At 72.1% G+C, this 24,703-nt stretch carries 20 protein-coding genes; 7 read left to right on the forward strand and 13 right to left on the reverse strand.

Features of this window, described 5'->3' with window-relative positions:
- Positions 1-48 precede the first annotated feature (48 nt).
- The 5 genes from ACN261_RS18940 to ACN261_RS18960 all read right to left on the reverse strand — a co-directional run bounded on the left by ACN261_RS18940 (position 49) and on the right by ACN261_RS18960 (position 5,833).
- A complete protein-coding gene (locus ACN261_RS18940) occupies positions 49-1,068 on the reverse strand; it encodes an SDR family NAD(P)-dependent oxidoreductase (protein WP_425851349.1) in 1,020 nt (339 codons plus the stop codon).
- Positions 1,065-2,249 (reverse strand): zinc-dependent alcohol dehydrogenase, encoded by a 1,185-nt coding sequence (locus ACN261_RS18945; RefSeq protein WP_421486674.1) that lies wholly within the window; start codon positions 2,247-2,249, stop codon positions 1,065-1,067. The genes ACN261_RS18940 and ACN261_RS18945 overlap by 4 nt, the downstream gene beginning before the upstream one ends.
- A 203-nt stretch (positions 2,250-2,452) precedes the next feature.
- A complete protein-coding gene (locus ACN261_RS18950) occupies positions 2,453-3,214 on the reverse strand; it encodes a succinate dehydrogenase/fumarate reductase iron-sulfur subunit (RefSeq protein WP_145918780.1) in 762 nt (253 codons plus the stop codon).
- A complete protein-coding gene (locus ACN261_RS18955) occupies positions 3,211-5,148 on the reverse strand; it encodes a fumarate reductase/succinate dehydrogenase flavoprotein subunit (RefSeq protein WP_421486675.1) in 1,938 nt (645 codons plus the stop codon). Before ACN261_RS18955 ends, ACN261_RS18950 begins: the two co-directional genes overlap by 4 nt.
- A 1-nt stretch (position 5,149) precedes the next feature.
- Positions 5,150-5,833 carry a succinate dehydrogenase cytochrome b subunit gene (locus tag ACN261_RS18960; protein WP_364317426.1) on the reverse strand — a complete coding sequence of 228 codons (684 nt, stop codon included), beginning with the start codon at positions 5,831-5,833 and terminating at the stop codon, positions 5,150-5,152.
- 77 nt (positions 5,834-5,910) lie between these two features.
- Here ACN261_RS18960 and ACN261_RS18965 point away from each other — a divergent pair, with 77 nt between their 5' ends.
- Complete coding sequence (locus ACN261_RS18965) at positions 5,911-6,849, forward strand: LysR family transcriptional regulator (protein ID WP_421486676.1); 939 nt, start codon at positions 5,911-5,913, stop codon at positions 6,847-6,849.
- Here the strand turns inward: ACN261_RS18965 and hrpA are convergent, their stop codons facing one another.
- The gene (gene hrpA, locus ACN261_RS18970) at positions 6,850-10,905 is read right to left on the reverse strand and encodes an ATP-dependent RNA helicase HrpA (RefSeq protein WP_425851353.1); all 4,056 of its coding nucleotides are present in this window, start codon (positions 10,903-10,905) and stop codon (positions 6,850-6,852) included.
- Between the two features lie 233 nt (positions 10,906-11,138).
- Here hrpA and ACN261_RS18975 point away from each other — a divergent pair, with 233 nt between their 5' ends.
- Positions 11,139-11,618: a cytidine deaminase family protein gene (locus tag ACN261_RS18975; protein WP_421486678.1), complete on the forward strand. Its 480-nt coding sequence runs from the start codon at positions 11,139-11,141 to the stop codon at positions 11,616-11,618.
- 32 nt (positions 11,619-11,650) lie between these two features.
- Here ACN261_RS18975 and ACN261_RS18980 read toward each other — a convergent pair whose 3' ends face one another.
- The 5 genes from ACN261_RS18980 to ACN261_RS19000 form a co-directional block, all read right to left on the reverse strand.
- Positions 11,651-13,147 carry a peptide ligase PGM1-related protein gene (locus ACN261_RS18980; RefSeq protein ID WP_425851355.1) on the reverse strand — a complete coding sequence of 499 codons (1,497 nt, stop codon included), beginning with the start codon at positions 13,145-13,147 and terminating at the stop codon, positions 11,651-11,653.
- 145 nt (positions 13,148-13,292) lie between these two features.
- Positions 13,293-14,027 (reverse strand): iron-containing redox enzyme family protein, encoded by a 735-nt coding sequence (locus ACN261_RS18985; protein ID WP_425851357.1) that lies wholly within the window; start codon positions 14,025-14,027, stop codon positions 13,293-13,295.
- Positions 14,024-14,995 (reverse strand): hypothetical protein, encoded by a 972-nt coding sequence (locus ACN261_RS18990; protein WP_363656656.1) that lies wholly within the window; start codon positions 14,993-14,995, stop codon positions 14,024-14,026. Before ACN261_RS18990 ends, ACN261_RS18985 begins: the two co-directional genes overlap by 4 nt.
- A complete protein-coding gene (locus ACN261_RS18995) occupies positions 14,992-15,735 on the reverse strand; it encodes a GNAT family N-acetyltransferase (protein ID WP_421486681.1) in 744 nt (247 codons plus the stop codon). The genes ACN261_RS18990 and ACN261_RS18995 overlap by 4 nt, the downstream gene beginning before the upstream one ends.
- Before the next feature lie 227 nt (positions 15,736-15,962).
- The gene (locus tag ACN261_RS19000; RefSeq protein ID WP_425851360.1) at positions 15,963-16,607 is read right to left on the reverse strand and encodes a hypothetical protein; all 645 of its coding nucleotides are present in this window, start codon (positions 16,605-16,607) and stop codon (positions 15,963-15,965) included.
- A 283-nt stretch (positions 16,608-16,890) separates the two neighbouring features.
- Between ACN261_RS19000 and ACN261_RS19005 the strand changes: the two genes are divergently transcribed.
- Together ACN261_RS19005 and ACN261_RS19010 are read left to right on the forward strand one after the other, a co-directional pair.
- On the forward strand, positions 16,891-17,181 hold the full coding sequence (locus ACN261_RS19005; RefSeq protein WP_421486682.1) for a hypothetical protein: 291 nt from the start codon (positions 16,891-16,893) through the stop codon (positions 17,179-17,181).
- 21 nt (positions 17,182-17,202) lie between these two features.
- Positions 17,203-17,928 carry a nucleotidyltransferase domain-containing protein gene (locus ACN261_RS19010; RefSeq protein WP_421486683.1) on the forward strand — a complete coding sequence of 242 codons (726 nt, stop codon included), beginning with the start codon at positions 17,203-17,205 and terminating at the stop codon, positions 17,926-17,928.
- Positions 17,929-18,101: 173 nt separating this feature from the next.
- Here the strand turns inward: ACN261_RS19010 and ACN261_RS19015 are convergent, their stop codons facing one another.
- Positions 18,102-20,615 carry a DEAD/DEAH box helicase gene (locus ACN261_RS19015; protein WP_421486684.1) on the reverse strand — a complete coding sequence of 838 codons (2,514 nt, stop codon included), beginning with the start codon at positions 20,613-20,615 and terminating at the stop codon, positions 18,102-18,104.
- 147 nt (positions 20,616-20,762) lie between these two features.
- Entirely contained in the window at positions 20,763-21,392 is a 630-nt protein-coding gene (gene trmB, locus ACN261_RS19020) for a tRNA (guanosine(46)-N7)-methyltransferase TrmB (RefSeq protein WP_421487052.1), read from the reverse strand.
- A gap of 222 nt (positions 21,393-21,614) precedes the next feature.
- Between trmB and ACN261_RS19025 the strand changes: the two genes are divergently transcribed.
- From ACN261_RS19025 to ACN261_RS19035, 3 genes are all read left to right on the forward strand, one after another.
- Positions 21,615-22,208: a hypothetical protein gene (locus tag ACN261_RS19025; protein WP_425851363.1), complete on the forward strand. Its 594-nt coding sequence runs from the start codon at positions 21,615-21,617 to the stop codon at positions 22,206-22,208.
- Between the two features lie 299 nt (positions 22,209-22,507).
- Positions 22,508-23,227 (forward strand): class F sortase, encoded by a 720-nt coding sequence (locus ACN261_RS19030; protein WP_425851365.1) that lies wholly within the window; start codon positions 22,508-22,510, stop codon positions 23,225-23,227.
- A 123-nt stretch (positions 23,228-23,350) separates the two neighbouring features.
- A complete protein-coding gene (locus tag ACN261_RS19035; protein WP_425851367.1) occupies positions 23,351-24,700 on the forward strand; it encodes a lanthionine synthetase LanC family protein in 1,350 nt (449 codons plus the stop codon).
- Positions 24,701-24,703 lie beyond the last annotated feature (3 nt).

Raw genomic sequence — 24,703 nt, forward strand, 5'->3', positions numbered from 1 at the left:
TCCGGGCCACCACTCTAGGTGACCGGTCGGGGGCGGTGGGGGTGCCGCTCAGCGTCGTCGACGCCGGGCCGCGCCACCCGCCGCGAGCGCCGTCCCGACCGCCAGCGCCGTCCCGGCCGCGACCGCCACCCCCGTCCCGAGCGCGGCGGCCGTCCTGCGCGCCGGTACGGCGGACCGGCGCAGCAGGGCGGACAGCTCCGGCAGCCAGCCGCCGCGCACCGCCGCGCCGGCCGGGTCCGGGGCGAACACGACACCGTCGTGCGGCGCGACGGCCTGCCCGGTCAGCCCGCCGCGCCGCATCAGCGGCCCGACGAGCGCGTCGTAGACGCCCGGCAGGAGGGTGAAGCCACCCCGCATGAGCAGGTTGACCCGGCCCACCGACACCTCCCGGCGGGGCCGGTCGGCGCAACGCGCGATGGCCCTCGCCACCCGCTGCGGGGTGGTGACCGGCAGCGGGGGCCGGCCGGCCCGGCCCAGGTAGTTCGCCGCCCGCTGGTAGACCGGGGTGTCCACACTGCCCGGGGTGACCAGGCAGACGTGCACCCCGGGCAGCTCCCGGGCCTCCTGCTGCACGGTGCGGACCAGTCCCTGAAGGCCCCACTTGCTGGTCACGTAGCCGCTCATGTAGGGGGCGGTGACGTGCCCGAGGACCGAGCCGGTGAGGATCAGGGTGCCCCCGCCGGCCGCCCGGAACCGGCGCAGCGCCACCCGGACGACGCCGGCCGCGCCGAGCAGGTCGGTGCGGACCACCCGGTCGAAGACCGCCGCCGGCAGTTCCTCGAACCGGCCGTAGGCCATCACCGCCGCGGTGTGCACCCACACGTCGATCCGGCCGAACTCGCGTTCCGCCGTGTCGGCCAGGGCGTCGAGCGCGTCGGGGTCGGTGACGTCGGTGGGCACCGTGCGTACCCGCCCGGCGCCGGCGTCGTGGCACTCCCGGCGTACCTCGGCCAGGCTTTCGGGGGAGCGGGCGGCGAGGACCAGCAGGTCCCCGCGCCCGGCGAACTCCAGGGCCGCCGCGCGGCCGATGCCGCTGGTGGCCCCGGTGACCACCACCACCCGGCTCACGGAGCGAGTACGACCTTGACGCAGCCGTCCTCCTTCTTCTGGAACATCTCGTACGCCTTCGGCGCGTCCACCAGCGGCATCCGGTGGGTCCGCAGGTCCTCCACGCCCAACGGGTCGTCGTCGCCGGACAGCAGCGGCAGGATCTCGTCGGTCCACCGGCGTACGTGGCACTGGCCCATCCGCAGCTGGATGCCCCGGTCGAACATCTCCATCAGCGGCATCGGGTCCACCTCGCCGCCGTAAACCCCGGAGATCGAGACGGTGCCGCCGCGCCGCACCGCCTTGAGCGCGGCCTTGAGCACGGTCAACCGGTCCACACCGACCTTGTCGATCATCTTGTCGGCCAGCTTGTCCGGCAGCAGCCCGGCGGCGTGCTGGGCCAGCTTGCCACTGGTCGAGCCGTGCGCCTCCATGCCGACCGCGTCGATCACCGCGTCCGGGCCGCGCCCGTCGACCAGGTCGATCAGCGCGCCGGGCACGTCGTCGAGCTGGCTGACGTCGAGCGTCTCGATGCCGTGCCGGCGGGCCATCTCCAGCCGCTCCGGCACCAGGTCCAGCCCGATCACCCGGCCCGCGCCGAGGTGCCGGCCGATCCGGGCGCAGAACTGCCCGACCGGGCCGAGCCCGAACACGGCCAGGGTGCCGCCGGGCGGGGTGTCGGCGTACTTCACCGCCTGCCAGGCGGTGGGCAGGATGTCGCTGAGGTACAGGTAGCGCTCGTCGGCCCCGGTCTGCGGGATGGTGATCGGGCCGAACTGGGCCTGCGGGACCCGCAGGTACTCGGCCTGCCCGCCGGGGACGGAGCCGTAGAGGGAGGTGTAGCCGAACAGCGACGCGCCCTTGCCCTCGGCGGTCACCTGGGTCGTCTCGCACTGGGCGAAGAGCTGCCGCTCGCACATCCAGCAGTGTCCGCAGGCGATGTTGAACGGGACGACCACCCGGTCGCCGGGCTTGAGCCGGGTCACCCCGGAGCCGACTTCCTCGACGATGCCCATCGGTTCGTGCCCGAGGATGTCACCCGGCTTCAGGTACGGCCCGAGCACCTCGTACAGGTGCAGGTCGGAGCCGCAGATCGCGGTCGAGGTGATCCGGACGATCGCGTCCGTCGGTGCCTCGATCCGGGGGTCCGGGACCTCGTCCACCCGGACGTCGCGCGTGCCGTGCCAGGTCAGTGCCTTCATCGCTGCTGTCCCCTCTCGCTGCCGTCGAGGGGTCTGCTACCCCGGCAGGGGCGCTTGAACCGGCGGCGTGCCTGCCTACCCGCGCCGGGCCGCCCGGCGATCCGCCGCCGCGCATCCCGGTGGACGGCGGCGACGGCGCAGGAGAGACGGCGACCGCCGCATCCCCGGAGCCGGGGGTGCGGCGGTCGTGGTGGAGCAGGTGTTCAGGAGCCGGGGGTGTCGCCGCGCTTGGCGGTGGCGGTGAGGTAGTCCCGGTTGAGCCGGCCGATGGTGTTCAGCGGGATGCCCTTGGGGCAGACCGCGGTGCACTCGCCGGCGTTGGTGCAGCCGCCGAAGCCGGCCTCGTCGTGCGCGTCGACCATGCCGATCACCCGGGTGTAGCGCTCCGGCTGGCCCTGCGGCAGCAGCGAGAGTTGGGTGACCTTGGCGGCGGTGAAGAGCATGCCGGAGCCGTTGGGGCAGGCCGCGACGCACGCCCCGCAGCCGATGCAGGCGGCGGATTCGAAGGCGGCGTCGGCGTTGGCCTTGGCCACCGGCGCGGCGTGCGCCTCGGGGGCGCTGCCGGTCGGCGCGGTGATGTAGCCCCCGGCCGCGATGATCTTGTCGAAGGCGCTCCGGTTGACCACCAGGTCCTTGATCACCGGGAAGGCCCGGGCCCGCCACGGCTCGATGTCGATCGTCTCGCCGTCGGAGAACTGCCGCATGTGCAGCTGGCAGGCGGTGGTGCCGCGCTGCGGGCCGTGCGCGTCCCCGTTGATCATCAGACCGCACATACCGCAGATGCCCTCGCGGCAGTCGTGGTCGAACGCGACCGGCTCCTCCCCGGCGAGGATCAGCCGTTCGTTGAGCACGTCGAGCATCTCCAGGAACGACATGTCGGGGGAGACGTCGTCGACCGGGTAGGTCACCATCCGCCCCTTGTCCTGGGGGCCGGACTGACGCCAGATGCGCAGGGTCAGGTTCACTTGTAGCTCCGCTGCGTGGGGTGGACGTACTCGAACTTCAGGTCTTCCTTGTGCAGCACGGCCGGCTCACCGGTCGCGGTGAACTCCCAGGCCGCCACGTAGGCGAACCGGTCGTCGTCGCGCTGCGCCTCACCGTCGGGGGTCTGGTGCTCGGCCCGGAAGTGGCCGCCGCAGGACTCCTCGCGGTGCAGGGCGTCGATGCACATCAGCTCGGCCAGCTCGAAGAAGTCGGCCACCCGGCCGGCCTTCTCCAGCGACTGGTTGAGCCCCTCGCCGTCACCAGGCACCCGGACCCGCTGCCAGAACTGCTCCCGCAGCGCCCGGATCTCGTCGATGGCCTTGCGCAGCCCGGCCTCGGAGCGCTCCATCCCGCAGTGCTCCCACATGATCTGGCCCAGCTCCCGGTGGAACGAGTCCACCGTCCGGTCGCCGTTGACGGCCAACAGCCGGGCGATCCGGTCCTCCACCTCGCGCCGGGCCTGCACCGCCGCCGGGTGGCTGGCGTCGACCCTGTCCAGCGGACCGGAGGCCAGGTAGTGGGCGATGGTGGTGGGCAGCACGAAGTACCCGTCGGCCAGGCCCTGCATCAGGGCCGACGCGCCGAGCCGGTTCGCGCCGTGGTCGGAGAAGTTGGCCTCACCGATGACGAACAGGCCGGGGATGGTCGACTGGAGGTCGTAGTCGACCCACAGCCCGCCCATCGTGTAGTGCACGGCCGGGTAGATCCGCATCGGCACCCGGTACGGGTCCTCGCCGGTGATCCGCTCGTACATCTCGAACAGGTTGCCGTACTTGGCCTCGATGGCCTTGCGGCCGAGCCGTTCGATCGCGTCGGCGAAGTCGAGGTAGACCCCGAGCTTGGTCGGCCCGACGCCCCGGCCCTCGTCGCAGACGTTCTTGGCGGCCCGGGAGGCGATGTCCCGGGGGACCAGGTTGCCGAACGACGGGTAGATCCGCTCCAGGTAGTAGTCCCGCTCGTCCTCCGGGATCTGCCGGGGGTCGCGGTCGTCGCCCTTGGCCTTCGGCACCCAGACCCGGCCGTCGTTGCGCAGCGACTCGCTCATCAGGGTCAGCTTCGACTGGTGGTCGCCGGAGACCGGGATGCAGGTCGGGTGGATCTGGGTGTAGCAGGGGTTGGCGAAGTACGCGCCCTTGCGGTGCGCCCGCCAGGAGGCGGTGACGTTGCAGCCCTTGGCGTTGGTGGAGAGGTAGAAGACGTTGCCGTAGCCGCCGGAGGCGAGCACCACCGCGTCGGCCATCTCGGTGCTGATCTCACCGGTGACCATGTCGCGGACCACGATGCCCCGGGCCCGGCCGTCCACGACGACCAGTTCCAGCATCTCGTGCCGGGTGTGCATCTCCACGTTGCCCAGGCCGATCTGCCGCTCCAGCGCCTGGTACGCGCCGAGCAGCAGCTGCTGGCCCGTCTGGCCCCGGGCGTAGAAGGTGCGCTGCACCTGCGCGCCGCCGAAGGAGCGGGTGTCCAGCAGCCCGCCGTACTCGCGGGCGAACGGGACACCCTGGGCGACGCACTGGTCGATGATGTTGACCGACACCTCGGCGAGCCGGTGCACGTTCGACTCGCGGGAGCGGAAGTCACCGCCCTTGACCGTGTCGTAGAAGAGCCGGTGCACCGAGTCGCCGTCGTTGCGGTAGTTCTTGGCGGCGTTGATGCCGCCCTGTGCGGCGATCGAGTGGGCGCGGCGCGGGCTGTCCTGGTAGCAGTAGCTGCGCACCCGGTAGCCCTGCTCGGCGAGGGTGGCGGCGGCGGAGCCACCGGCCAGGCCGGTGCCCACCACGATCACCGTCAGCTTGCGCCGGTTCGCCGGGTTGACCAGCTTGGCCTCGAAGCGGCGGGTCTCCCAGCGCTTCTCGACCGGGCCGTCGGGAGCCTTCGTGTCGGCGATCGGCTCGCCCTCGGTGAAGAGTTCCATGTCAGGACACCAATCCGGTGAGTACGGCGAACGGGACCACCAGGTAGCCGGCGCAGAGCACGACGGCGAAGACCAGCGCGGCGGTGCGGGCCCGGCGCTCGCCCCGGGGGGTCTGCTGGCCGAGGCTGCGCAACGCGGAGAACAGCCCGTGCCGCAGGTGGAAGCCGACGGTGACGATCGCCAGCGTGTAGAACAGCGTGACGTACCAGCGGTCCGGGGCGAAGTCGGCGACCACGTTGCCGTACGGGTTGCTGGCGTCGCCGACCGGGTTGAGGGTGCCGGTGGTCAGGTCCAGGATGTGGTAGATCACGAAGAGCAGGATGATCACGCCGCCCCAGCGCATGGTGCGCGCGGCGTAGCTGCCCTGGACCTTCTTGCGGTGGGCGTAGCGCACCGGGCGGGCGGCGCGCGCCCGTACGGCCAGCACGGTCGCCGCCCAGATGTGCCCGATCACGGCCACCACCAGCGCGGTGCGCAGGATCCACAGGAACCAGACCCCGGGCAGCAGCGGCTTGCCGATGTCGCGCAGCCAGTGCGCGTAGTGGTCGAACGAGGTCTCGCCGGTGAACACCTTGAGGTTGCCGAGCATGTGGGCGACGAGGAACAGCACGAGCATGATGCCCGTCACCGCCATGACGGCCTTGAGGCCGACGTTGGAGCGGATGGGCGACCGAGTTTTCGTGATTACCACCTGACCGACGCTAGGAGCCCGGCAATCAGTCGTCCAATGCATCGAACTCGCAGTCTCGATAGCCGTAAGCTATGAAGATGCAGCTCCATCAGCTGAGGTACTTCGTCGCGGTGGCTGAAGTACGACATTTCACCCAAGCCGCCGACATCGTCGGCATAACCCAGCCGTCGTTGAGTAAGCAAGTTCACGCTCTGGAGACCACCCTCGGCGCCCCCCTGTTCGAGCGGGTACGCGGCAACATCGCCCTCACCGCCGCCGGTGAGGTGCTGCTGCCGCTGGCCAAACGCATCCTCGCCGACGTCGACACCGCCACCCGGGAGGTGCAGGAACTGGTCGGCCTGCGCCGGGGCCGGGTCCGGCTCGGGGCCACCCCCAGCCTGGCCACCTCGCTCGCCCCGCCGGTGCTGCGCCGGTTCCGCGACGCCCACCCCGCCGTTGACCTGCGGGTCGAGGAGGGCGGCTCGCAGGACCTCGTCCGCGACCTGCTGCGCGGCGACCTCGACCTCGCCCTGATCATCATGCCCGCGCAGGGGGCCGACCCCGGGCTGCGGGTCGACCCGATCCTGCGGGAGAGCCTGGTGGTCGCCTCGGTGGAGCCGCTGCCCGCCGCCCTGGTCAGTGGCGAACTGCGGATCACCGACCTGCGCGACCAACCGCTGGTGATGTTCCGCGAGGGCTACGACCTGCGCGACGCCACCATCCAGGCGTGCCGGGAGGCCGGCTTCGAGCCCACCTTCTCGGTCGACGGCGGCGAGATGGACGCCGTGCTCAGCTTCGTCGAGGCCGGACTGGGCATCGCCCTGGTGCCGGGCATCGTGGTCAGCCGGCGCCCCGGCATCCGGGTCACCCGGCTCGCCCCGCCCGGGGTGCGCCGGACCATCGCGGTGGCCCGCCGTCGCGACGTCGTGCCCACCCACGCCGGGCGGGAACTGCGGCGCATCCTGCTCGACTACGTGCACGCGGCCACCAGCACCAGCGACCTGCCGCCGGGCGTGGAGCCGCTGCCCTGATCAGCGCCCCTCGGCGTCGTCCATCGCGCGGTAGATGCGCTGCTCGGACACCGGATACGGGGTGCCGAGGGCCTGCGCGAAGACGTTCACCCGCAGCTCCTCGATCATCCAGCGGATCTGCCGTACCGGGGCCGAGTCGCGGCGCGCCGGGGGCAGCGCGGCCACCATGTCCCGGTACTCCTGCTGCACCGTGGCGATCCGGTCCTGCTGGGACTTGTCCCGCTGCGGGTTGGCGGGCAGCCGGTCCAGCCGGCGTTCCATCGCGGTCAGGTAGCGCAGCAGGTCGGGCAGCCGGGCGTACCCGGTCTCGGTGATGAAACCGTCGTGCACCAGGCCGGTGAGCTGCTGGCGCAGGTCGGCCAGGGCGGCCACCACCGCCAGGTTGCGGGTCGCGCCGAGGCGCTGTTCCACCGCGTACGCGGCGGCGAGCACCTGACGGACCCGGCCCATCACCTCCACGACCGTGTCGACCAGGTCGGCGCGGACCCGGTCGCGCAGCGCGGCGAAGCCGTCGGCGTCCCAGGCCGGCCCACCCGCGTCGGCGATCAGCTTGTCGATGGCGGCCCCGGCGGCGTCGGCGATGAGCTGCTGCACCCCGCCGTGCGGGTTGCGGCTCAACGCCAGCTTCGCCTCGTTGCTCAGCCGCCCCTGCAGGAACTGCGCCGGTGACGGCACGGTCAGCCGCAGCAGCCGCCTCGTGCCCGCCCAGTGTGCGGCGGCCTGCTCGGCCTCGGAGTCGAAGACCTTCACCCCGACCGTCGTGCCCTCGTCCACCAGCGCCGGGTAGGCGGTCACCGCGTAGCCGGCCCGGACCTGCTCGACGGTGCGCGGCAGGGTGCCGATGGTCCACCCGGTCAGCCCGGTCCGGGCCAGCTCCGGCGCGGCGGCGGCCACCACCTGGCGTACCTCCTGGCGGAGCTGGCGTTGCAGGGCCGGCAGGTCCTTGCCCTCGGCGACCGGCTGGTCCGCGTCGCCGATCACCCGGAACGTCACCCGCAGGTGCGGTGGCAGCTTCGCCGGTTCCCACGCCTCGCGGGGCACGGTCACCCCGGTCATCCGGCGCAGTTGCCGGGCCAACGCGTCCAGCAGCGGCTCCTCGCCCGGGGTGATCGCGGCGAGCGCCGCACGGGCGTGGTCGGGCACCGGGACGAAGTTGCGCCGCACCGCCTTGGGCAGCGTCCGGATCAGCGCGATCACCAGCTCCTCCCGCAGCCCCGGCACCTGCCAGTCGAAGCTCTCCGCCGGCACCTGGTTGAGCAGCGGCAGCGGGATGTCGACGGTGACGCCGTCGGTGGGCGCGGTCGGGTCGAAGGTGTACGTCAGCGGCAGGGTCACCCCGTCGGCCCGCCACTCGTCCGGGAAGTCGGCCTCGTCGACCCCGCCCCGTCCGGCGTTGACCAGCAGTTCCCGGGTGAAGGTGAGCAGGTCGGGCTGCTGGCGGCGGGCGGTCTTCCACCAGGCGTCGAAGTGTCGGCCGGAGACCACGTCGGCGGGGACGCGCTGGTCGTAGAAGGCGAAGATGCTCTCGTCGTCGACCAGGATGTCCCGGCGGCGGGCCCGGTTCTCCAGCTCCTCGATCTCGGTGCGGAGCTTCTCGTTGTCCCGCCAGAACTGGTGGTGGGTCTGCCAGTCGCCCTCCACCAGGGCGTGCCTGATGAACAGCTCCCGGCTCAGCGCCGGGTCGATCCGACCGAAGTTGACCTTGCGGGAGGTGACCAGCGGAACGCCGTACAGGGTGACCTTCTCGTAGGCCATCACGGCGGCCTGCTTCTTCTCCCAGTGCGGCTCGCTGTAGCTGCGTTTGACCAGGTGCTGGGCCAGCGGCTCGACCCACTCCGGCTCCACCCGCCCGGCGACCCGCCCCCACAGCCGGGAGGTCTCCACCAGTTCGGCGGCCATCACCCAGCGCGGCGGCTTCCTGAACAGCGCCGACCCGGGGAAGATCGCGAACTTCGCTCCCCGCGCGCCCAGGTACTCGTGCTTCTGGGCGTCCTTGAGCCCGATGTGCGACAGCAGGCCGGGCAGCAGCGACTGGTGCACCTTCGGGGTGTCGATCTCCTCCGGCAGGTCGGCGGCGACCCCGCGCCGGCCGCCGTCGGCCGGGGCCTGCGCCGCGCCCCGCCGGCCCCGCCGCCCGTCACCCTGCTCCGGGGTACGCAGCACCTGCCGCAACTGGGCGACGATGTCCTGCCACTCGCGCACCCGCAGGTAGTTGAGGTACTCCGCCCGGCACATCCGGCGAAACGCGCTGGAGGACAGCTCCCGCTGCTGTTCGCGCAGGTACCGCCACAGGTTGAGCAGCGACACGAAGTCGGATTCCCGGTCGGTGAAGCGGGCGTGCGCCTGGTCGGCCTGGGCCTGCTTCTCCGCCGGCCGCTCCCGCGGGTCCTGGATCGACAGCGCGGCGGCGATCACCAGCACCTCGGTGGCGCAGCCGTTGCGTTCGCCCTCGATGACCATCCGGGCCAGCCGGGGGTCGACCGGGAGCTGGGCCAGCCGCCGACCCAGCGGGGTGAGCCGCTTGGCCGGGTCGGTCTCCGTCGGGTCCAGCGCACCCAGTTCGTGCAGCAGGTTGACCCCGTCGCTGACGTTGCGCCGGTCCGGCGGGTCGATGAACGGGAACGCGGCGAGGTCACCGAGGCCGATCGCGGTCATCTGGAGGATGACCGAGGCGAGGTTGGTACGCAGGATCTCCGGGTCGGTGAACTCCGGCCGGGAGGCGAAGTCCTGCTCGTCGTAGAGCCGGATGCAGATGCCGTCCGAGGTCCGGCCGCAGCGGCCCTTGCGCTGGTTGGCCGACGCCTGGGAGACCGGCTCGATCGGCAGCCGCTGCACCTTGAGCCGGCTGGAGTAGCGGGAGATCCGGGCCGAGCCCGGGTCCACCACGTACTTGATGCCGGGGACGGTCAGCGAGGTCTCCGCGACGTTCGTGGCGAGCACCACCCGGCGTCCGGCGTGCGGGGCGAAGACCCGGTGCTGTTCGGCGGCCGACAGCCGGGCGTACAGCGGCAGGATCTCGGTGCCGAGCAGCGCGCGTTTCGACTGGGTCAGCTTGCCCAGCGCCTCGGCGGTGTCCCGGATCTCCCGTTCGCCGCTGAGGAAGACCAGGATGTCGCCCGGCCCCTCGGCGGCCAGCTCCTGCACCGCGTCGCCGATCGCCTGGATCTGGTCGCGGACGTTCTCCTCGTCGTCGTCCCCGTCGTCGTCGCCCTCGGCGACCTCCACCAGCGGCCGGTAGCGCACCTCCACCGGGTACGTCCGCCCGGACACCTCGACCACCGGCGCGGGCCGGCCGTCGGCGTCGGCGAAGTGCTCGGCGAACCGGGCGGTCTCGATGGTCGCCGAGGTGATGACCACCTTGAGGTCGGGCCGCCGGGGGAGCAGCTGGCGCAGGTAGCCGAGGATGAAGTCGATGTTGAGGCTGCGCTCGTGTGCCTCGTCGATGATCAACGTGTCGTACTGGCGGAGCATCCGGTCGGTCTGCAATTCGGCCAGCAGGATGCCGTCGGTCATCAGCTTGACCAGGCTGCGGTCGCTCACCTGGTCGGTGAAGCGCACCTTGTAGCCGACCACGTCGCCCAGCTCGGTGCCCAGCTCCTCGGCGATCCGGTCGGCGACCGTGCGGGCGGCCAGCCGGCGGGGCTGGGTGTGCCCGATCAGGCCGGTGATCCCCCGCCCCAGCTCCAGGCAGATCTTGGGTAGCTGGGTGGTCTTGCCGGAGCCGGTCTCGCCGGCCACGATCACCACCTGGTGGTCGCGGATGGCGGCGGCGATGTCGTCGCGGCGTTCGCTGACCGGCAACTGTGCCGGGTACGTGATCGTCGGCACGGCGGCCCGCCGGGTGGCCAGCCGGCCCTCCGCCCGGGACACCTCCACGGCGATCTCGGCCAGCGCCTCGTCGCGCCGCTGCGGGTCACGCAGCCGGCGCACCCCCTCCAGCCGCCGCTGCAGGCGACGCTGGTCGCGGAACATCAACGGGGTGAGCCGGCGGTGCAGCTCACGGGCGGTCGGGGCGTCGGCGGGCGCGGCGGGACCGGAGGCGGCTGGATTCTGCATGTCGTCGCCAAGGATAGGCAGCCGACCGCCGGACCGCCCCCGGGTTACGCCCGGGAGCCCCACGGCCGGTGGTGGGTCGGGTGGCCCAGGCCGTCGCGGTGCAGGTCGCGGGCCGGGTGGGGTGGGTGTGCGAGGCGGTGGGTGACCGGTCACGTCCCCCGGTGCGCTGCCCGGGAAACGGGCCGCCGCCGGGCTACGCTGAGCGCCGACGACGCGACCACGGGGGCTGCCGGATGACGACGACGATGCTGGACACCGACCGCGCGCTGGTCCAGGCCGCCACGGCGGTCGCCAAGCTGCGCTGCCGCAGCGAGAACCACACCGTCGCGGCGGCGGCCCGGACCACCGACGGCCGGGTCTTCACCGGGGTGAACCTGTTCCACTTCACCGGTGGCCCCTGCGCGGAGCTGGTGGCCATCGGCGCCGCCGCCACCCAGGGCGTGGGGGAGCTGGAGACCATCGTCGCGGTGGGTGACCGGGGGCGCGGGGTGATCCCGCCGTGCGGGCGGTGCCGGCAGGTGCTGCTCGACTACCACCCGGGCATCCAGGTCATCGTCGGGCCGCTGGACGCGCTGCGCAAGGTGCCGGTGGCCGATCTGCTGCCGGACACCTACGTCTGGGCCGAGCAGCGGCTCGACGCCTCCGCCATCGTCCGGACGGGGCAGTGGCCGATGCCGACCGTCCCGGCGAGCCGCCCCGCCTCGGAGGACTGAGCCCGGGCCGTCGCCCCGCCGGCCGGGCGCGCTCAGGCGTCGTGGGCCGCCACGTCCAGGGCGAGGGCGCGGGTGGCCCGCATCAGCTCCGCCGCCTCGGCCGCGTCCCGGCCGATGCAGACCGCACCGAACTTGCCGTAGGCGGGCAGCGCGCTGAGCATGTGCAGCACCGTGCCGGTGCGCCGGGTGTGGTCGTAGCGCAGCGGTGACCGCTCGACGGCGTCGATCAGCCGGGCCGGGGTCAGCCCCACCAACGACGGGTCGGTGATCGCGTCGGACGCCTGGTAGACGCGCTCCGCGCGGCCGTCGGGGGTGTCGGTGAACAGCCGGCCGTCGGCGTCCGGCACGGTGTCGAGCAGGTGGCTGGCCATCACGAAACCGTGCTTGGTCCCCGTCGCGCGCAGGTTCAGCTCGCAGCCGAGCACCCGGAACGTGTCACCCCGGCGGGCGGCGATGAAGTCGACGCCGTAGTCGCCGGTGGTGACGCCCTGCGCCACGAGGTACCTGCCGACGCGCAGGCCGTACTCGACCACGGTGGCGCGGTAGGCGGCGTCGGCCGGGAACGAGCTGCCGACGTAGGTCAGGCCCGCCCCGCCGAGCACCTGGTCGTGGGTGGAGACGCACTCGACGGCACCGGTGGGGGTCACCCGCCCCTGGAAGCTGGGGCTGCGCAGCTCGTCGGCCTCGACGAACTCCTCGGCGACGATGCCGGCATGGGGGATCAGGCCGGCGAACTCCGCCCAGCCCAGCCTGCCGTCGACGAGCCGGCTGTCGGGTAGCCGTTTGGCCACGGCGGCGACCACCTCGGCGCGGTCGGTGCCGGTGACGTCGGTGAGGTCGACGGTGGCGTTGCCCATCCCGGCGCCGTACGCGGTGCTGCTCAGCTTGAGCACCAGCCGGCGTCGCCCGGCCAGCACGAGGTCGGCGACCGCCTCGGCGAGCGTGTCGACGTCGTGGCACTCGGGGGTGCCCGCCGGCACCGCGATGTCGAGCGCCCGGAACATGTCCCGGCCGGCGCTCTTGGTGCCGAGCGGGATGTACCCGGCGTCGGCCTGGTCCCCCGGGACGCCGAGGGCGGCGGCGTAGTCCTGCAGGTTGCCCGACGGCTCGAAGTAGCTCAGCGTGACCTCGTCGCCCGCCTGCCGGGCGGCGGCGACGAAGTCGGCCACGCGCTCGCGCAACCGGGTGGCCGCCGGGTTCGTCGGGTCGAGCAGCTTGTCGCTCAGCCAGCGGGGCGAGGAGTCGTCGAGGCTGCCGATGACCACCCGGTCCCGGCGGGGGTCCCGCCCGTCGACCGGCTCCTGCGGCAACAGCCCGAGGAAGTAGTCCACCTGGCGGTCGGCGTCGATCATGCGGGGCGCGGTCAGGTAGAGCAGCGAACCGCCGCCCCGGCAGACCACCGCGACGATCGTCGCCCCGACCGGCCGTTCGGGAAACAGGGTCGACCCGCTCAACCGTTCCAACAGTTCGGGGCTGCATTCCCGGCTCTGCACGGAAACGACGGCACGACGGTTACCGGTGACGGCCATCGCGATCATTCTCCTCGGCGGCGGAGGTCGACGGGCGGTCACGCCACCGGTGGTGACGTGACCGCCGTCCGACGGAAGGTGGGCCCGACCCTAACACCGCGACCGGTGTCCCGAGGTGACCCGCGTCCGCCCGCGATTCGCCTCCTCAGTGGGTGGTCAGCGCTTTCACCACAGCGAATGCGCCGTCCTGTTTCAGCACGGTGCGGTGGTACAGCTCGGTGTAGAAGGCGCAGAACAGCCGGTACACGTTGGTGATGTGTTCCACCACCCGTCGCCGGTCGTCGTCGGTGTGCACGAACGTCATGAGCACGTCCCACACGAAATCGGTGTGGTCGTCCTCCAGGTCGTGGTTGACGTGCGCCTGCTGACCCTTGGCCATGCCCGCGCCGAGCACCTGCTCGACGTTCTCGATCCAGTCCGGTTGGGTCATCAGCGAGACGTTCTCGATGAAGTACGAACTGGACAGCGAGGCCAGCGGCCGGCCCTCGTGTTCGAGGCCGTAGTAGAAGTAGCCCTGGAGCAGTTTGGTGGAGAACATCGGCTCGGTCGAGTAGATCTCCTCCCGGCTCACCCCGACCCGTTCCAGGTCCTTGGCGAACATCGAGTCGTGCAGCATCTCGTCCTCGGTGTACGCACACCACTTCTTGGCCAGCACCGGGTTGTGCTTGGTGAAGTAGTGGATCGTCAGCGCGTCGATCCACCGCTTCATCCGCAGCCGGAGAATGATCTCGATGACGTGCCGCTGGTAGTAGGCCATGTTGATGTCCCTGGCCCGGAAGAGGTGGTCCGCGCCCTCGACCTCGCGGTAGAACTGCTGCACCATCTGCCGCAGCAGTTCGTCGACCTCCTGCTTGAATGCGGCGTGCTCTTTGGTGGTCATGCGCTTGCCGGCCCCTGTCGTCGGTCGGACGCCGCGGCCGGAATCGCGTACTGCCGGCTGCGGCGGGAGATGGCGGTCTTGTCGGGAAGGTGGCGGTCGAGCATTTCCAGGCCGCGGGCGACGCGCCGGACCCGCTCGACGGTCCGTGCCTCACTCGGCGGGTCGTACGGGTGTTCCTGCACGCTCGCGCCCATCTTGAGCATCACCGGGGCGGCGATCTGGACGATCTCGGCCAGCTCGTAGAACCGGATGAAGCCGCCCTTGGTGCGGTAGACGTCGGTGGGCACGTCCATCGGCAGTTCGGGGTTGAGCCGCCGGATCTCCTGGATCATCGGCAGGCCCAGGTCGTGCGCCAGGGTGATGCTGTCGGCGCCGTTCTCGGCGAAGATCCGTGCCAGGAAGGGGTTCGTCGGCATGCAGTGGCTGGAGGTCTTGAAGACCAGGTCGGCCGGGAGCAGGCCGTCCGACCGCAGCTCCGCGAGCACCCGCAGCACGCCGATGTCGTAGACGGTGATGCCCCGGCAGCCGAGCGCCGCGAGCCGCAGCGCCTCGGCCACGCAGGCGCGGATGCCGTCGCTGTTGTTGATCTGCCGGCCCATCTCCAGGCCGAAGCCGGTGCGGTAGAAGGCGCTCTTCGTGTCGTACTCGGGGCGGGGGCCCAGGCTGACCACGATGCCGTGGTCGTTCTCCCGGCACAGCGCGAACATGTCGGTCAGTTCGGCGTCGGAGAGCAGGAAGGACCCCAACGTCTCGTTGAACCGGGTGACCCGGACGCCGTGCTCGTTGAGCAGTTTGACCATGATTTCGAGGTCGCGCATCGAGTTCACCGCCGGGATCTCGACGCCGAACTGGCCGCCCCCGTCGAACTCGCCGGCCGAGCGGTGGAATGCGACGTTGTCGGTGAACGGGTAGCCCTTCCCGGCCAGCCAGTCCCGTGCCGCGCCGCCGGACATGGTTACGTCGTTCACGCGATCTCCTGTCGGGGTGCCGGATTCGGGGTGATACGCAATGCCGCGGCCAGTGCCGCGCGGGCGGCCGGTGTCGGGGCGTGCACCAGGCACAGCACCCGGTCGAATTCGCCGACCTCGGCGGAGAAGAAGGCGTCGACGCGCCGGTTTCCGGAGCGTGGCCGGTACTGCCAGAAATCGCTGCCGACCGTGCCGCCGCCGTGCACGATCACCCCGGTACGGGGATCGAACCGGCACTCCGGTGACAGTTGGGCGGCCAGCCGCCCGGCCAGCCGGCGCACCTCGTCGGGGTCGGAGCCGTCGAGGGACGGATAGCAGCGGATGTCGTCGTGCACGGTGAACCGGCGCATGACCGTGTACGCCTTCGGTGTGTAGGTCTTCATCGCCACCAGTTCCGGAAATTCGCCGAGCCGGCGGGTGATTTCGCGGAAAAGTCGGGAGACGAGGCCGAAGGCGACGGTTCCCCCGTGGTGTTCCTCGGCGACCAGCAGGGTTTCGACGTAGGTGAAGGGCCGGTCGTCGGGGTCGCGTTCGGTGGCGGCGACGAGCCCGACGCACCCCTGGGCCGTCTCGGCGGCGACGAGGTGGTGGCTCTCCCGCAGGATGTGCTGTTTGGTGGTCAGGTAGTCGGCCACCCGGTGCCGGGGCATCGACCGGGCCAGGTCGGTGCGTATTCGGTGGACGAAATCAGGGGGGATCGATTCTGCGCCGGCGAAGTAGCGAAACCGGACATGACTCATCGGGAATTCCACCTCCGATCGAACTGGTGCGTTCCTGCGCCATTACACATCGAGGTAGATGAACGTGATTTCCGCAACACTCTACGGTCGGCGTCGGCTTCCACGGTGATCGGAGCGGTCTTTGGGGAAGTCTGCAACGACAGACAGATCGGACGGCGACGCTGCCGTCCGAGCTGTCTCAAACAATTAAGCAGGTCAATGTGTAGGTGGATGTGCCGGAATCGTGGTCAGGCGGCGGTGGACCAGATGGCCCGGAAGGCGGCCGCCTCGCCGGCCAGCCACTGCTCGACCTGTGCCGGCTTGACGTGCTCGGGCGTCCGGTGGGCCACCCCGCGCCGCACGTCGACCAGGACCGGCTCGGCGTGCGGCAGCACCGCGTCCATGTGCCGGGCCATCAGGTGCAGGGTGGCCAGGGCCGCCTCCTCGCTCGGCGGGGTCTCGTCGAAGTGCAGTCGCACCGCCTCGGCGTGGCCGTCGGCGTACCGGATGCCGAAGTGGGGGTTGATCTTGACGGGCAGGTCGCCGAGCATCGCGAGGGCGTCGCGGGTCTGCGCCAGGTCGACGCCGGCCGGCTCGCCGAGCGACTCCAGCCACGCCGTCGCGCCGGGCGTCAGCGCCTGGTAGAGCGGACGCCAGCGCGGCTTGACCAGATCGGCCACCCCGGCGAGGTGGGTGCCGCCGGTGTGGAAGGCGATGTCGGCCTTGAGCGCCTTGACGAACTGGCCGTGCGGGTTGAAGCCGTGCCGGCTGGCCCGCTGCTTGCGCAGCCCGCCGACGAAGCTTGCCTTGGTGGGCCCGGTGCGGTCGACGTACCGGGTGAAGCCGAGGAGGGTGGCGTACGGCGTGAGGGGGGCGTTGACGGGCGCGGTCACGAGCGTCCTCCCAGGTCAGGAACTCGATTAGTACATACATTCTAATCGACGGGTGTGACATCGCCCAGGGGTGGAGGTCGCCGATCCCGGTCCAGTCCGGCTGCAGTTGGCCAGTCCGCCGGAACATGGCCGACAGCGTGGTCTCGTCCGCCCGAAGACGGCCAGCCACCCCTGAGGTTCTCCCGCGGCTCCCTCCGACTGCCCGTCTGGACACTGGTCGCGTGACGAACGACGCGGAGCGCGAGTTCGGGATGTACCCAACCAAATTGCCCGGGACAGGTTGGTGTGGACGCGCGGACCTGAACTCGATCTCCAGACCGTGCCCCTGCCCGAACGCGACGGCGACCTCGTCCGTGACCTCCTGGTCGCCGAGAAGGCGCGGAGAGGCGTGGAGATCGGGCTCGCGTACGGGAGTTCCGCCCTCGCCATCGGAGAGGCCCTGTTGGCCGTCGACCCACCCATTGTGATCGATCAAATCCAGCAGCAGGCCTACAACGACGTCGGGTCGGACCGGACTGCGGGACAACAGTTGAGCGAGACCATCGAGCAGCGAAATTCATGTCGGCTGCTGTAGGCGTTTCCTACACTCGCCACCATGGCGACATCACCTGCTGCCGTTCGGGACCTCGGCTACGAACTGAAGGAACTCGGTTGGGTCAGCGATCTCCTGGTGGCAGGGTCGTTGGCCACCGGTGACTACATCCCACGCATCAGCGATCTTGACCTGGTTGCGCTTGTTGACGGCCCTGTTGACACCGGTCGGCAGGCAGCACTTTCAGTGATCCACCGTCGACTCGACAGCGGGAGCGGCGCGGGCTTCAGCCTGGGCTGCGTATACGTCGACACTGCGACCGTCTCCGAAATCGAGGAGCAGCATCCGACCTGGACCCACGGTCGACTCGTTCACCGCATTCTTTCCCGGGTCACAAGAGCAGAACTAGCGAGACACGGATACGAGGTCTTCGGACGCTCGCCGCGCGAGGTCTTCCCCGCAGTCTCAGCCGAGGACATACGAGCGGCGGCCCGCGCCGAGCTCACCGGCTACTGGGCCTGGGCCGCTCGACGTCCGTGGATATGGGTGGACCCCACCATCGCTGAACTCGGCCTTACCTCCATGGCCAGGGGTCGCCACGCACTCGACAAGGGCGAACTCCTCACCAAGACGCAGGCCATCGAACAGGCGCACGCCCCAACCTGGCTGATCGACCAACTCAGCGCGAGACGGCGAGGCGAAGCCGTCTCCTCGCCTCGGATACGGACAGCCGTAGTCGCCTGGCTCGACGCCCGCCGGACAGTCGCTCGCGCGAAGCGCGCTCTTTGAACTCCCGCCTCGCCGTAACGTCCCAGGCAGCCAAGATTTAGCCAACTGATTCCGGACGAGATCACGGCGGATCGTCCGCAGGAAGCTGTCCCGCTGGTGGCCATCCACGCGACCGGCGGCCACCGACGCCGGACCGGACACGGACACACCGGACGGCCCCTGCGAAGAAAGACTCAGAGCTGCCCGACGTCCGTCACCCGGACCACGGCGGCACCCACCTCGTCCGAGGCGACCAGGTCGACCTCGGCGCTGATCCCCCAGTCGTGGTCGCCCTCCGGGTCGTCCAGGATCTGCCGGACGGTCCACTTCTCCCGTCCCTGCTCGATCATGAGCAGCGCCGGGCCGCGGGCGTCCGGCCCCACCCCGATCCCGTCGTACGCCGCGAAGTACGGCTCCAGCGCCTCCGCCCAGGCGTCGGCGTCCCACCCGGACGCCCCGTCCAGCTCGCCCAGGTCCCACCAGCGGCGCAGGGCGGCCAGCTCGACCCGGCGGAACAACGCGTTGCGGACCAGCACCCGGAAGGCGCGGGCGTTGCGGGTCACCGCCGGCACCCGCTCCTCAAGCGACGCGTGCGCCTGGGCGGCGTCCGCGACGTCGGAGGGGTTGCGCAGCCGCTCCCACTCGTCGATCAGGCTGGAGTCGACCTGCCGGACCAGCTCGCCCAGCCACTCGATGAGGTCGACCAGCTCCTCGGTCTTGGCGTCCTCGGGAACGGTCTGCCGCAGCGTCTTGTACGCGTCGGCGAGGTAGCGCAGCACCAGGCCCTCGGAGCGGGTCAGCCCGTAGAACTGCACGTACTCGCCGAAGGTCATCGCGCGTTCGTACATGTCCCGCACGACGGACTTGGGGGAGAGCTGGTGGTCGGCGACCCAGGGGTGCCCCTGCCGGTACATCTCGTACGCGGCGTGCAGCAGCTCCGCCAGCGGCTTGGGCCAGGTCACCTCGTCGAGCAGCTCGATGCGGGCCTCGTACTCGATGCCCTCGGCCTTCATCGCGGCGACCGCCTCGCCGCGCGCCTTGAACTGCTGCGCGGAGAGCACCTGGCGCGGGTCGTCGAGGATCGACTCGATCACGCTCAGCACGTCCAGGGCGTACGACGGGGACCCGGCGTCGAGCAGTTCGATGGCGGCCAGCGCCAGCGGCGACAGCGGCTGGTTGAGCGCGAAGTCGAGCTGGAGGTCGACGGTGAGCCGGACCCGCCGGCCGGTCTCGTCGGGCTCGTCGAGCTGCTCGACCACCCCGCCGGCCCGCAGCGCCCGGTAGATGGCGATCGCCCGGCGGATGTGCCGGCGCTGGGCGGCGGCGTCCTCGTGGTTGTCGGTGAGCAGGTGCCGCATCGAGGCGAACGCGTCACCCGGCCGGCCGATCACGTTGAGCAGCATCGAGTGGCTGACCTGGAAGCTGGAGGTCAGCGGCTCCGGCTCGGCCTCGACCAGGCGTTGGAACGTCGGCTCGCCCCAGCCGACCGAGCCCTCCGGCGGCTTCTTCTTCACCACCTTGCGCCGCTTCTTCGGGTCGTCGCCGGCCTTGGCCAGGGCCTTCTCGTTGTCGATCACGTGTTCGGGGGCCTGCACCACGACCCGCCCGATGGTGTCGAAGCCGGCCCGTCCGGCCCGGCCGGCGATCTGGTGGAACTCGCGGGCCTTGAGCAGCCGGGTGCGCACCCCGTCGTACTTGCTCAGGCCGGTGAACAGCACCGTGCGGATCGGCACGTTGATGCCCACGCCCAACGTGTCGGTGCCGCAGATGACCTTCAGCAGCCCGGCCTGGGCCAGGGTCTCCACGAGCCGGCGGTACTTGGGCAGCATGCCGGCGTGGTGCACGCCGATGCCGTGCCGCACCAGCCGCGACAGCGTCTTGCCGAAGCCGGAGGTGAACCGGAAGTTGCCGATCGCGGCGGCGATCATGTCCTTCTCGGCCCGGGTGCAGACGTTCACGCTCATCAGCGCCTGGGCGCGTTCCAGCGCGGCGGCCTGGGTGAAGTGCACCACGTACACCGGGGCCTGCTTGGTCTCCAGCAGCTCTTCGAGCGTCTCGTGCAGCGGCGTCATCGCGTACGAGAAGATCAGCGGGACCGGCCGCTCGGCCGACCGGACGACGGCGGTCGACCGGCCGGTGCGCCGGGTCAGGTCGTCGACGAACCGGGTGGTGTCCCCCAGGGTGGCCGACATCAGCACGAACTGCGCCTGCGGCAGTTCGATGATCGGCACCTGCCACGCCCAGCCCCGGTCCGGCTCGGCGTAGAAGTGGAACTCGTCCATCACCACCTGGCCGACGTCGGCCCGCTTCCCCTCGCGCAGCGCCAGGTTGGCCAGGATCTCGGCGGTGCAGCAGATGATCGGGGCGTCGGCGTTGACGCTGGCGTCGCCGGTCAGCATGCCGACGTTCTCCGCGCCGAACACCTCGCAGAGCGCGAAGAACTTCTCCGACACCAGGGCCTTGATCGGCGCGGTGTAGAAGCTCGTCCGGTCGTCGGCCAGGGCGGTGAAGTGCGCCGCGATAGCGACCAGGCTCTTGCCCGAACCGGTCGGGGTATTCATGATCACGTTCGCGCCGGAGACGATCTCGATGATCGCCTCCTCCTGGTGCGGGTAGAGGTCCAGCCCACGCTCTTTCGCCCAACCGGCGAACGCGTCGAAGAGGGTGTCGGGGTCGGCGCTTCGAGGCAGCGCGGCAGTGAGCGTCATAACGCCCCCCATCGTGCCCGCACCACCACCCCGCCCGCCAACCGGGCCGCCCGCCCTGATCCGCCCCCGGTCGCGCGGAACCGCCGGCGGGTCGAGGTGGCGGTGTCGCCGGTGGCCGGACACCACCGCCAGGGCGGTCCGGCGGGCTCAGGCGCGGCGGCGGTGGACCAGGTCGAAGACGTCGCGGCCGGCGGTCAGGGCCCGCCGCTCGAACTTGGTCACCGGACGGTGGGCGGGCCGGGGCGCGTACCCGCCGTGCACGTCGACCAGCTCCGGATCGGCGGTCAGCGTCGAGCGCATCGACTCGGCGTACTCGGCCCAGTCGGTGGCGCAGTGCAGCGTCCCGCCGCCGACCAGCCGGGACCGCAGCAACGCCACGTGCTCCGGCTGGATGATCCGCCGCTTGTGGTGCCGCGACTTGGGCCACGGGTCGGGGAAGAACACGTGCACCGCGTCCAGACAGCGCTCCGGCATGGCCCGGACCAGGTCCAGCGCGTCACCCTGGGCGACCCGGACGTTGCCCAGGCCGTGACGCTGGACCAGGTCGAGCAGGTTGGCGATGCCCGGGGTGTGCACCTCGACCGCCAGGTAGTCACGGTCCGGGTCGGCGGCGGCCATCGCCGCGGTGGCGTCACCCATCCCGGAGCCGATCTCCAGCACCACGGGCGCGCCCCGACCGAAGAACCCGGCCGGATCGACCGGCCCGTCGAGGTCGGCGATCTCGATCCCGTACGCCGGCCGCAGCCGGGCCAGCGCATCGGTCTGCCGGCTGGTCATCCGGCCCCGTCGGGGGTGGAAGGTGCGGATCGTCCCGGTGCCCGGCCGGGCCACCGGGACGGCGGGGTTCTGGTCGATGGAGGTCACAGCGACCCGAGCGTACGCGACGGTTCCGCCGTATCGGATGTGCCGTCGGTCGGAGGGTGAGACGATTCATCCCGTACGGCAGGTCGGCGTCCGGGTCGGGTCCGGGTGCCGCCCGGGGGGCCGGAAGGGGGAGAGGTGTCGATCGCGCTGCACCGCACCGCGCTGGCGGTCGCCGTCGGTGCCCTCGTCCCCGCCCTGTGGCACGCCGTCCCGGCCTCCGCCGTCCCGGTCGCCCCGCCGGCCGTCGCCGCGGCCCCCGGGCCGGATCAGCCCCCGCCCGACGGGGGCGGTGACCCGCAGCCGCCACCCGGCGTGCTCTTCGTCGAGGTGACCCCGGGGACCGTCGAGCCGGGTTACCTGGTCGGCATCCGGGCGAGCTGCCACGACAACTCGATCCCGGCGACGGTCGTGTCCGACGCCTTCGGCCGGGTCCAGGTGCAGCCGCAGCACGGCCTGCTCACCGCCGCGCCGATGGTCAGGGAGCGGGTCCGGCCGGGCAACTACCGGGTCAAACTGGAATGCCCCGACGGGGCGACCGCCTCGACGGCGCTCCAGGTGGTCAAGAAGGTCAAGCCCAGCCCCGGGCCGCACACGGGCTTCGGCGGCGCGGCCGGCGGCGACGGGATACCCGGCGGGCTGCTCGTGCCCGGCGGGCTGGCGTTGACCATCGCCGGGGCCGTCGTCGGTATCGTGGCGGCCCGCCGGCCGCGTGGCGTCGCCGGGCAGTGACCGTGCCGCCCGCCTCCCCGGGTCCGCGCCACGGCCCCCTCCCGCCCCCCGGCAGCCCGCCGCCCGCGGACTCCCGGCCCGTCGCTCCGTCCGGCGACCCGCCGTCCCACGGCCGTACGCCGGCCCATGGCCGTCCCCCCGGCGGTACGCCGGCCCATGGCCGTCCCCCCGGCCCGGTGCCCGGCGGCACCCGCCCACGCTGGGCTGGCCTGATCCCGCCGCCGGCCGGCCCGGTGCCCGGACCGTCGCCGTCCACCGCCGCGCGGCGCGGCGCTCCGCCCCGGCCGCCCGACGATCCGATGTCGCCGCCGTTCCGTGCCCCGGTCCCGTCCGGCGGCCCGACGGCTGCCGGCCCGGCCCCGGCCGCCCCGGACGGCGGCCGGTCCTCGACGCGCGGCCCCTGGTCGGTGCCGCTGGCCGTGGTGCTGGTGCTGCTCGGTGTCTTCGCCACCGGTGCCGGGCTGGGGCGCTCGGTCGGGCCGCTGGACCGGATCGGCACCCCGTCGCAACGTCCGGCCGCCGGTGCCCGGCAGAGCCCCGTACCGGGCAGCCTGCCGGCCAGCCGCCCGGTACGGCTCACCGTGCCCGCGATCAAGGTGGCCGCCCCGGTGGCCCCGGTCGGTCAGGCCCGGGACGGGTCGATCGACGTACCGCCGCTCGACCGGCACGACGAGACCGGCTGGTACGACCGGGGCCCGACCCCCGGCGAGCCCGGCCGGGCGATCATCGTCGGCCACGTCGACTCGAAGGACGGCCCCTCGGTCTTCTACGACCTGCGCAAACTCAACCCGGGCGACACGATCGAGGTGACCCGGGACGACCGGCGGGTGGTGGTGTTCCGGGTCGATTCGGTGGAGTTCTTCGACAAGTCGGCCCTGCCCGCCGACCGGGTCTATGGCCGCGACGGCGCACCGGCCCTGCGGCTGATCACCTGCGGCGGCCAGTGGATCGGCGGACGCACCGGATACGCCGACAACGTCATCGCGTTCGCCTCGTTGGCGGCGACCCGGTCACCCTGACCGCCGGGGCGATGTCACCGTGACCGCCGGCCGATGGCACCGTGACCGCCGGGGCGATGTCACCGTGACCGCTGGGCCGATATTGCGGCGACGCCGCACGACGGCGGGTGGCAGGATCGCGCGGTGACGGCGGACGTGGTGCGGCAGGCTTTCACCTGGATCGAGTCGGTGGCGGTGCCCGCCGAGGGCGGCCCGTGCTGGCGGGAGGCGGGCGAACCCTTCGACGACCTGTACGCCGGCACCGCCGGGGTGCTGCTCGGCTGCGCCGAGGCCACCGCGGCCGGCGCCTCCCCGGCGGCCGGGCTGCCCACCGAGGCCACGCCGCCCGTCACCGGGTCGGGCAGCGGGGCCGAAGCGGGCACCGTCACCGGGTCGGGCAGCGGGGCCGAAGCGGGCACCGTCACCGGGTCGGGCAGCGGGGCCGGGGCGGCTCTCGACCGGGTCGCGGCGGGTGCCCGGGACCGGTTGGTGCACCTCGCCCGGCACGAGCCGGATGCCGCGACGCTGCCCGACGACGGGATGTTCGGCGGTTGGGCCGGGGCCGCCGTCGCCCTGCGCGCCTGGGGTCGGGTCGCCGCCGACCCGGTAGCCCTCGACGCCGCCGCGTCGGTGACGGCGCGCGTCGCCGAACGGCTGCGGGACCGCCCGGTGGACCCGGACCGCTGCTCCGACGTCATCTCCGGCGACGCCGGCATCCTGCTGGCCCTCCTCGACGCCGTCGACACGGGTCCGGTGGTGGAGCAGGCGGCGCACGTCCTCGCCGACGGGCTGGTGGGGCTCGCCGAGGAACACCCGGACGGTCCGCACTGGCGGATGCGCGCCGGCGACGAGCGGCTGATGCCGGGCTTCTCCCACGGCACCGCCGGGGTCGCGTACGCCCTCGCCGTCGCCGGTGTCACCCTGCGCCGTGACGACCTGCTCGACACCGCCGTCCGGGCCGCCGACGGACTGCTGGCCATGGGTCGCCAGCCGGACGGCTGGGCGCTGCCGCTGCTGGTCCCGCCCCGCCCGGACCGCCCGGCGGTCAACTTCGGCTGGTGCCACGGCCCGACCGGCACGGTGCGGCTGTTCACCCTGCTCGACACCGTCGACCCGCAGCCCCGCTGGCAGCAGGCCGTCGACGGGTGCCTCGGGGCGCTGCGCGACAGCGGCCTGCCGCAGCGGCGGTACCCGGGGTTCTGGGACAACCTCGCCCGGTGCTGCGGCACGGCCGGCGTCGGGCAGTTGCTGCTCGACCGCTACCGGGCCACCGCCGACCCCGCCCTGCTCGCCTGGGCGCACCGGCTCGCCGGGGACGTGCTCGCCCGGACCGTGGCCACCCCGACGGGTGTCGCCTGGTGCAACACCGAGCACACCCGGACCCCGGCGGAGCTGCCGCCGGAGCCCGGTTTCATGCAGGGCGCCGCCGGGATCGCCGGCTGGCTCGCCCGGCTCGCCGCCCCCACCACCGCGCCCGTCCTGCCCTGGCTCTGACCG

It is taken from the genome of Micromonospora sp. WMMD723, from assembly GCF_049863385.1.
Classification (GTDB): domain Bacteria; phylum Actinomycetota; class Actinomycetes; order Mycobacteriales; family Micromonosporaceae; genus Micromonospora; species Micromonospora wenchangensis.

What these genes read in the sequence shown, in the direction of transcription:
- ACN261_RS18945 (WP_421486674.1), bottom strand. Translation starts at nt 2,249, where the DNA reads ATGAAGGCACTGACCTGGCACGGCACGCGCGACGTCCGGGTGGACGAG.
- ACN261_RS18955 (WP_421486675.1), bottom strand. Translation starts at nt 5,148, where the DNA reads ATGGAACTCTTCACCGAGGGCGAGCCGATCGCCGACACGAAGGCTCCC.
- ACN261_RS18965 (WP_421486676.1), top strand. Translation starts at nt 5,911, where the DNA reads ATGAAGATGCAGCTCCATCAGCTGAGGTACTTCGTCGCGGTGGCTGAA.
- hrpA (WP_425851353.1), bottom strand. Translation starts at nt 10,905, where the DNA reads ATGCAGAATCCAGCCGCCTCCGGTCCCGCCGCGCCCGCCGACGCCCCG.
- ACN261_RS18975 (WP_421486678.1), top strand. Translation starts at nt 11,139, where the DNA reads ATGACGACGACGATGCTGGACACCGACCGCGCGCTGGTCCAGGCCGCC.
- ACN261_RS18980 (WP_425851355.1), bottom strand. Translation starts at nt 13,147, where the DNA reads ATGGCCGTCACCGGTAACCGTCGTGCCGTCGTTTCCGTGCAGAGCCGG.
- ACN261_RS18985 (WP_425851357.1), bottom strand. Translation starts at nt 14,027, where the DNA reads ATGACCACCAAAGAGCACGCCGCATTCAAGCAGGAGGTCGACGAACTG.
- ACN261_RS18995 (WP_421486681.1), bottom strand. Translation starts at nt 15,735, where the DNA reads ATGAGTCATGTCCGGTTTCGCTACTTCGCCGGCGCAGAATCGATCCCC.
- ACN261_RS19010 (WP_421486683.1), top strand. Translation starts at nt 17,203, where the DNA reads ATGGCGACATCACCTGCTGCCGTTCGGGACCTCGGCTACGAACTGAAG.
- ACN261_RS19015 (WP_421486684.1), bottom strand. Translation starts at nt 20,615, where the DNA reads ATGACGCTCACTGCCGCGCTGCCTCGAAGCGCCGACCCCGACACCCTC.
- trmB (WP_421487052.1), bottom strand. Translation starts at nt 21,392, where the DNA reads ATGACCAGCCGGCAGACCGATGCGCTGGCCCGGCTGCGGCCGGCGTAC.
- ACN261_RS19030 (WP_425851365.1), top strand. Translation starts at nt 22,508, where the DNA reads ATGTCGCCGCCGTTCCGTGCCCCGGTCCCGTCCGGCGGCCCGACGGCT.